Annotated in this window: 6 protein-coding genes; 1 reads left to right on the top strand and 5 read right to left on the bottom strand. The window is 64.1% G+C overall.

Annotated features, from left to right (window positions below; translation table 11 throughout):
• From dnaE to Q0R23_RS11905, 5 genes are all read right to left on the bottom strand, one after another.
• On the bottom strand, window positions 1–5,474 hold a 5,474-nt coding region (gene dnaE / locus Q0R23_RS11925; RefSeq protein ID WP_293913308.1), incomplete at its 3' end, for a DNA polymerase III subunit alpha.
• A gap of 162 nt (window positions 5,475–5,636) precedes the next feature.
• A complete protein-coding gene (locus tag Q0R23_RS11920) occupies window positions 5,637–5,867 on the bottom strand; it encodes a DUF433 domain-containing protein (protein ID WP_293913307.1) in 231 nt (76 codons plus the stop codon).
• The gene (locus Q0R23_RS11915) at window positions 5,854–6,699 is read right to left on the bottom strand and encodes an SEC-C metal-binding domain-containing protein (protein WP_293913305.1); all 846 of its coding nucleotides are present in this window, start codon (window positions 6,697–6,699) and stop codon (window positions 5,854–5,856) included. Before Q0R23_RS11915 ends, Q0R23_RS11920 begins: the two co-directional genes overlap by 14 nt.
• Before the next feature lie 49 nt (window positions 6,700–6,748).
• Complete coding sequence (locus Q0R23_RS11910; protein ID WP_293913303.1) at window positions 6,749–7,081, bottom strand: type II toxin-antitoxin system PemK/MazF family toxin; 333 nt, start codon at window positions 7,079–7,081, stop codon at window positions 6,749–6,751.
• A complete protein-coding gene (locus Q0R23_RS11905; protein WP_293913301.1) occupies window positions 7,075–7,323 on the bottom strand; it encodes an AbrB/MazE/SpoVT family DNA-binding domain-containing protein in 249 nt (82 codons plus the stop codon). Before Q0R23_RS11905 ends, Q0R23_RS11910 begins: the two co-directional genes overlap by 7 nt.
• 106 nt (window positions 7,324–7,429) lie before the next feature.
• On the opposite strand from Q0R23_RS11905, the gene Q0R23_RS11900 reads away from it, so the two are divergent.
• The coding region (locus tag Q0R23_RS11900; RefSeq protein ID WP_293913300.1) for an aldo/keto reductase at window positions 7,430–8,118 on the top strand (689 nt) is incomplete at its 3' end.

The following is an 8,118-nucleotide window of genomic DNA, read 5'->3' as shown; positions in this document are numbered from 1 at the left end:
CTGTTCGCCCAGGCGGGGGGCTTGGGCGCAAAGCGGCTGAGGATGGTGGCCTGGTCATACGCCAGGTAGCAGCGGCTCCAGGGGAAGGTGGCGTTGAGTACCCGCAAAGCGTCGCTGCTGCCCAGGCCCTTTTCGAGCTGGTAGACCACGAACTGCTCGGCGCCCTGCATTCTCAGGAAGGTGGGCAGGCTGCCCGCGTGCTCGTCCAGCACACTCTGAAACTCGCTGAGCGCGTCCGGTGAGGTGCTGTCGAGGTCGATGTCCACGTACATGACCTTGGGCACGCCCTCCAGTTGCTCGGCGGTAATGACTTCCTCGGCGATGACCCGCATCCCGCCCTCCTCGCTCTCGATCTCCACGATCACCAGCGCGGGCGTGTCGCCGATCAGCTTGTCCTGAATGCGGTCGTAGGCGCGGCTAAACCCGACCAGCTCGATGGTGGCGCTCTCGTCGGCCAGGTTGAAACGGGCCATCATGCCGCCGGATTTGGTGGGCTTTTTGACCACGTTCTCGATCATGCCCGCCAGCACCGCCTTGACGCGGGGGCCACGGTTCCCCACCGCCTTGCCGGGCGGCTGGCTCAGGAACCAGGCTTCCAGGTTGGCGATCCGCACGCTGGCGGCCTCGCGCAGGCCCTCGTGCTGCTCCAGCGGATGACCGGAGATGTACAGGCCCAGCGCGTCCTTTTCCAGCTTGAGTTTTTCCAGCTCACCCAGCGGCGCAATGCCGGTCCTCAGTTTGGGCTCCGGCGCCGTCTGGTCGAGGCCGAACAGCGCGTCCATGCCGGAGTTGAGCATACTGGCGGCGCCCTGTGCCCAGGCCAGCGCTTCTTCCAGGCTGCCGAGCAGTTGCGCCCGCTCCCCGTAGGCGTCGAAGGCGCCCGACTTGATCAGACTTTCCAGGCCCTTGCGGTTCACGTTCTTGTCCAGGCGTGAGCAGAAATCGGCCAGCGATTTGAAGCGCCCGGCCCGCTCGCGCTCCTCCAGAATCTTGAGCACGGCGTTTTCGCCCAGCCCTTTAATAGCGTAGAGGCCGAAGTAGATGTCAGTGCCCTCGACTCGGAAGTCCGGGGCCGATTTGTTGATGTCGGGCGGCAGGACGTTCACGCCCATCTTGCGGGCGTCGGAGGCGTACTCGGCCACCTTGTCGGAATCGCGGCGCTCGACGGTCAGCAGGGCCGCCATGAACTCGACGGGATAGTTTGCTTTGAGCCAGGCGGTCTGGTAAGTGATGACGCCGTAGGCCGCCGAGTGGCTGTTGTGGACGATCAGATCGTTGGCCACGAAGTTATGCGTGCCCGGTACTTCCAGATCGTAGGTCTGCGCCTCGCCCGCCGCTTCGATGCTGGTGATGGTGTCCCAGTAGAGGTCGTCGCTGCACAGCTCCTGAAGTTCAGTGCTCTCGAAGAATTCGCCCAGCAATTGCACGGTGCTGCGCCGGAAGCCCTCCTTATGGGGCTTGGGAGCGCCGTAGAATTCCTTGGTAAGTACCTGGCGGGTGATGACGAAGGAATCACCCCGACCAACGGGAGTAGCCAAGAGTGGCTGGGGGCGGAGGTGGAAGGCGTTCGGGCGCTTTCCCCGGATGCCTGGAACTGTAGCCGCTAGCCACTTACATACACCACTCTGCGCTTCGACTTCGCGCCAGGTCAGACCGCTGACGTCCTTGACAGCCTGTACTTTCGCTTTGACGGAAGCGGGCAAGGTATCCACCGGCTGTGCATATGAATACTGGCGGTCAACGGGCATGGCGGCGTAGTAACTCTGCATGGCCTCCAACTGGTCGTCGCGGCCCACCAGATGCGGCGCGATCACGGCCAGGAAGCGGTCCATGCTGCGGCGCCCCAGCAGGTGCAGGGTGTAGCCGGTACGGCCTGCGGTGTCGTCTTTGTACTTATAGCTGCTGTGTTGATAAACTTCAGGCTTCTCGGTGAGCTTGCTGACCATCCCCAGCCGCAGCAGGATGTGTTGCAGGTCTTCGGCTAAACCGCGTGAAGAGGTCGCCGCATACGGCGTGGTGTTGTCGGGGGCGAACACGAAACCGTCGCCCGACCAGTAACGGCCCATCAGCACCGCCAGGTCGGCGTTGGCGAGCCGGAAGGCGGCGGCAGGCAGGCGCTTCTCGGTCGCCCCGACGCCGATCATGCCCAGGGTTTCGAGCCACAGCCGCACACCGGATTTGCCTCCGGTGCTGCCCCGCACGCCCGACCCTAAATAGATGTCGTAGACGTTCTGGCGCTCCGGGCGCTGCTTGACCGTCGGTCTGGTATTCGCAAACTGTTCGGCGGCCTGCACCATGTCCTCGACCTGGCTGGGCTTCTGGCTGTAGAGGTAGGCGCCGTGGGGGTGGCAGGTGTTGCCCTCGGCCAGAATCCAGCCGAGCAGCGCGGTCTGGTGCTCCGGCCAGTGCGTAGTTCCCAGTTCCGGCAGCCGGGCAGGCGCGGCGATGCGGTCCCCGGCCTTCAGGTCTTCGACGTGGCGCCAGCCGTCCATCGTCAGCAGCGGATGGTTGCCGGTGGCGCTCAGGCGCTTGCCGAGCGCGGTCCTGACCTCGAAGACCGGCTTGATGCCGTTGTCGAAAAATTGCCCGGTGGGCCGCAACTCCAGGCGGTACTGGGCGTTGACGCTGGGGAGCTGAACGCTTTGGCCCTCGCGGTACAGGTCTTCAATGCGCCGCAACTCGCCGCCCGCAATAGGCACCAGGGTATCGCCCGTCAAACACTTGTTGAACCCGTAGTTCGCAAAGGAATCCAGCAGATCGAATAATTTATTGGCCTCTTCTTTGGGAATCTGATTCTTTCCTGCGCCTTCGACAAAAATCTGACGCTGACGGGCCATCTCCGCCGTATCCTTCTTACTCATCGCCCGGCGCAGCAGATCCGCGCCGCCCAACGAGAATCCGGCCACTTCCGAAGCGATCTGCATGATCTGTTCCTGATAGACGGGGATGCCGTAGGTTTCCGATAAGATTTTCTCCAACCACTGAGCACTCACTGGAAAGCCGTCGCGCACGTAGTCCACGCTTTCCTGGCCGTGATGGCGGCGCACGTAGGTCGGGATGTTCTCCATCGGGCCGGGGCGGTAGAGCGCGGACAGGGCGATGATGTCGGCCAGTCTTCGCGGCTTGAGGCGCCTGGAGGCGTCCGCGATGCCCGCGCCTTCGAGTTGGAACACGCCCTTGGTGTCGCCCCGGCTGAGCATCTCGAAGGTCGCTTCGTCGTCGTAGGGAATTGGCTGGTACGTCGGCGCACCAACTTTGCGGTGCAGCATCTCGTCGAAGTCCACGTCCTGATTCTGCGATTCGCGCAATATTCGCTTGGCCTCGTCCAGAAAGCTCAGCGTCCGCAGGCCCAGGAAGTCCATCTTGATCAGGCCGATGTCTTCCACCGCCTTCATGTCGTACTGGCAGACCATGCCCGCGCCGGAGGTGTCGCGCATCACCGGCACCAGGTCGGTCAGCTTGTCGCGCCCGATCACCACGCCCGCCGCGTGGACCGAGGCGTGGCGGGTCAGACCTTCGAGTTTCAGCGCGAACTCGTAGGCTTCGTTGAGCTGCGAATCTTCGGCCAGAAGCTGCTGGATGTCCGGCACGGCGTCGCGGGCCTGCTCCAATGAAAAGCTCTTGCCGAACTTGATGGGAATGAGCTTTGATACCTTATCGACCTTGGCGTACTCCAGACCCATCACGCGGGCCACGTCCTTGAGACAGGCTTTCGAGGCCATCGTCCCGAAGGTGGCGATCTGGGCCACCCGGTCCTCGCCGTACTTGTGCTGCACGTAGTCGATGACCTCCGAGCGGCGGGCGTCGTTGAAGTCGATGTCGAAGTCGGGCATGCTGATGCGGTCAGGGTTCAGGAAGCGCTCGAACAGCAGCTCGAATTCCAGCGGATCGAGGTTGGTGATCCGCATGGCGTAGGCCACCAGCGACCCCGCGCCCGACCCGCGCCCCGGCCCCACGCTGATGCCCTGGTCCTTGGCCCAGTTGATGTAGTCGGCCACGATCAGAAAGTAGTCGGGGAAGCCCATGTTGTTGATGACCGAGAGTTCGTACTCGGCCCGGCGCAGCAGAACTAAGGCGTGCGTGTGGTGGGCGCGGCAGGTGGCCTCTTCCTCGCTGCCAGGGTCGAGGGTCATCGGCTTATCGCGGTCCAGGTTCTTACTGCGCTGCCAGTCGAGACAGGCGTAATCGGGAATAGGGCCGTCCACGGCGCCCACCTCCATCACTTCCAGGGCCGGATAGGCGGTGTATTTCGCCTCCACCGCCTTGCCCCGCGCCTCCCACTCGCTGCCGAGGAAGGCGATCAGGGTGAGTAGCGTCTCCTGGTCGCAGCTCGCGGCGTCGCAGCCGTCCACGCGGCTCAGCACGCGCTCACGCTCGCCGCGCTCCAGCGCCTCCACGCTGCGGGCGGCGTACTCGCGCAGCAGCGGCAGTGTCACGTGGTTGGGGTAGCGCTTGAGGCTCCCGGCGTAGGTCTGCACGCGCAGTTCCTCGGCCATGGTGCGGCCCACCGGGATCGGCAAAGCGGGCATCTGGTAGACGCGCTTCTTGCCCACCGGCAGCTCCACGTTGCACAGATCGGCGATGTGGGCGGTGTTGTCGAACAGCTCCTCGCCCCACTCACTGGGCGGCAGGGCACGGTGCATCTCCTGCAAGTCCTTGACGTAGAACTCGTCGCAGGGGAACTTGAAGCGGTTCTCGTCGGCCATCACGGCTTTGGTCTGAATGGCGAGCAAGGTTTCGTGGGCCGCGCTGTCGGACTTTTTAACATAGTGCCCGTCGTTGGTCGCCACCATGCCGATGCCGAGTTCCTGCGCCCAGGCTTTCAGAATCGGGTTGTTGCGCTTCTGTTCGGGCAGACCATGATCCTGAATTTCGATGTAGTAATTTTCGCCGAAGAGATCTCTGTACCACATCAGGCGCCGCTTGGCCTCGTCTTCGCGCCCCTGCATCAGCAGTTGCTGGACCTCGCTGCCCAGGCAGCCGGAGAAGGCGATGACGCCCCCGCTGTGCTCGCGCAGCAGCTCGTGGTCGATGCGGGGCTTGTAGTAGTAGCCTTCCGTGTAGCCCCGGCTGCTCAGGCGGCACAGGTTCTGGTAGCCTTCAAAGTCGCGGGCAAGTAATGTCAGATGAAAAATTCCCTTCTCGCCGCTCACGCCGGGTTTGCGGTCACGGCGGGTGCCCTCGCCCGGCACCACATACGCCTCGTAGCCGAGGATCGGTTTGACCTCCAGCGCCTGGGCGTAGTTGTAGAAGTGAACGGCGCCGTGCATGTTGCCGTGGTCGGTCATGGCGCAGGCGGCCTGGGTGCCCTGGGGCGTAACTTCCTTGACCCATTTGAGCAGGTCTTTGAGCTTGGCCGCGCCGTCGAGAAGGCTGTACTGGGTGTGCTGGTGGAGGTGGGCAAACCGTTTAGGTGCGCAGCAGGAGCCGTCTGGCAGGTGAACGTGGGAAGTATTGGCGTCCGGCTGGGTCATGGGGACAGTTTAGGGCGGGGCGGGGTGGGTGTCAGTGAGGGTGGGGCTTGACGAGGTCAGGCGCCTTCGCAGCACCGACGCTGGACCAGTACACGGCGTCGTGCCCCGCCGCACTCAAGACACCGACCCACTCCGGGCTGAGCTTCATGTCGATCAGCACCCTCACGAGGCGTGCAGATCGATTTCCTGCTCGCCGAGCCGGAAAGCCGCATGCGCCACGACCTGCTGAATATCCTCCGCTTCCAGCAGTGGGTACGCCTGCAAGATCCGCTCGGTGGTGTATCCGGCGGCCAGCAGGTCCAGCACCGTGCTCGCCGTAGTCCGCAGACCCCGGATGCACGGCTTGCCGCCCATCACGGCGGGCCTTACGGTGAGGCGCTCAAATCGGCTCATGGACTGAGGGCAGCACCGCAGGGAGGGGACCGGCACCGGGAGCGCCGTGGCACTTCTTGTACTTCTTGCCGCTGCCACACGGACAGGGTTCGTTCGGCCCGGTCTTGCGCCCCACGCGCCGCGTGCCGCCGGAATTCAGAATGTCGTAAGCGCCGAGACCCGACGACCCGAACGATCCTGAGCCGGACGGTCCCAAACCGGGCACCACCGAGGCCAGCGCGAAGCCGGTGCCCAGCGTCGTCACCAGGTCGACCATCAAGGCTCGGCGCTCACTCAGGCTTTCCTTGGACCACTGCCTCAGAAAATGCTGCCGGTTGCGCTGACACTGCTTGCGGGTTTCAGCCGGAGGGTCGCGCAATTCAGGTGCGCCCAGCGGCCAGGACGCAAAGGCCGCCACCGCGAGAAGCACTTCGCGCAGGATGCTCATGTCCTCCGGGGCAACCAGAATAAACATAAAGCGCTGGAAGTTGAGGATGCTGGCCTGGCCCAGCCCCTCCAGCCAGTCGGTCACGGCGCTCAGGTCGCTGGAGAGTTCGGGCGGTGGCGCGTAGGCGTCGGCGTCCAGCGCCGCCTGAAGCTCCTTGGCGTAACACTGCGTCAGCTCGGTCAGCCGTGCCGGGACGCCCTTCACGCCAAGCAGCGAAAGGGCCTGAGCAGGCGGCGCATTGTCGGTCACGACCAGGCCAGTCACCAGGCCGATCAGGCGCATGAAAGGCGTGGCCGGAGCGGCCTGCGCCAGCAGCGCCCGCCATTCCTGAACGTCGGCTTCGGTCATGGTCGGCGCGAAAGCGGGCATGACCACATCACGGTTCCTGTTCAACTTCTTGAGCATTAGAATTTCAGTGTAGCCGGAACCCGCTCGAATGGGCGCGGGCGTATGCTCATTCCACCGCCTCCGTCACCGCGTTCAGGATGTCCAGCACCTGAAAGAGCGTCTCTTCCGGCACCGCCTCGATCACTTCCGCCTGGCGAGCCCTCCAGTCTACCGAGCGGGCATGGTGGACCAGAATCACGCCGCCGATGCTCAGGCCGGGCGGGAGGGGCACCTCGAAGGGCAGCCCCCGGACGCGGCTGGTAACCGGGCAGGCGAACAAAAGCCCAGTCGCCGAGTGAAACATGGAGTTGGTCAGCGCCAGCGCCGGACGACGGCCCGCCTGTTCGTGTCTGGCCTGCGGATTGAGCCAGATCAAATCGCCCTTCTTCGGGACTACCACACTTCCTGACCCTGCGCCTCGCCCCGGTCCTCCTCGCCGCCCACCTGTTCGGGCGTCACGCCGATGAGCAGATCAGCTAGCTTCAACGTTCGCCGGTTCGGGCGACTGGGCACGATGAGTAAGCCCTGCTCAGTGAGTTCGAGCCGAACGTCGCTGCCGTCCCGAAGCTGCAAGCTGCTGGCGTAGTCGCGTGGAATACGGATGGCGAGGCTGTTGCCCCAGTTGCGAACGGTGCCTTTCATGGGTTTTCCTGTAGAGCCACCGCGACACACGAGTCAGCTCCATACTCTCTCTTCACCCCGCCCTACTGCCCTACTGCCGCTCCCCCGCCGCGCTATAAACTCCCCCATGCACTATCGCCGCCTCGGAAAAACCGGATACGACGTTTCGACCATCAGCTTCGGTGCCTGGGCCATCGGGGGCACCTGGGGCGAGGTGACCGAGCAGGACGCGGTGGCCGCCCTGCACCGCTCACTCGACCTGGGCATCAACCTCTTCGACACCGCCGACGTGTACGGCGACGGGCTTAGCGAACGCCTGATCGCCCGGCTGCGGCGTGAGAGAAGCGAGCCGTTTTATGTGGCGACCAAGGCCGGGCGCCGCCTGAATCCACACGTGGCGGGCGGGTATAACGAGAGCAACCTGCGCGGCTTCATCGAGCGCAGCGTGCAGAACCTGGAGGCAGACAGCCTCGACCTGCTCCAGCTTCACTGCCCACCCTCCGAGGTCTACGACCACCCTGAGGTGTTCGGCGTTCTCGACGGCTTCGTGCAGGAAGGATTGCTGCGGGCCTACGGCGTCAGCGTGGAAACGGTGGACGAAGCAATCACGGCGATCAAGCACCCGAACGTGTCCACCGTGCAGATTATCTTCAACGCCTTCCGACTCAAGCCCGCTGAGCAGTTCTTCACGGCGGCGAAGGCAGCGGATGTGGGCATCCTGGCGCGGGTGCCGCTGGCGAGCGGCATGCTGACCGGCAAGATGACCCGTGACAGCTCGTTCGCCGCCGATGACCACCGCAATTTCAACCGGCACGG

Origin of the sequence: Deinococcus sp., from assembly GCF_025362455.1 — a bacterium.
In the GTDB taxonomy this organism is placed as follows: Bacteria; Deinococcota; Deinococci; order Deinococcales; family Deinococcaceae; genus Deinococcus.
Note: the sequence above shows the minus strand (reverse complement) of the source record. Positions and strands in the feature narration are given on the sequence as shown.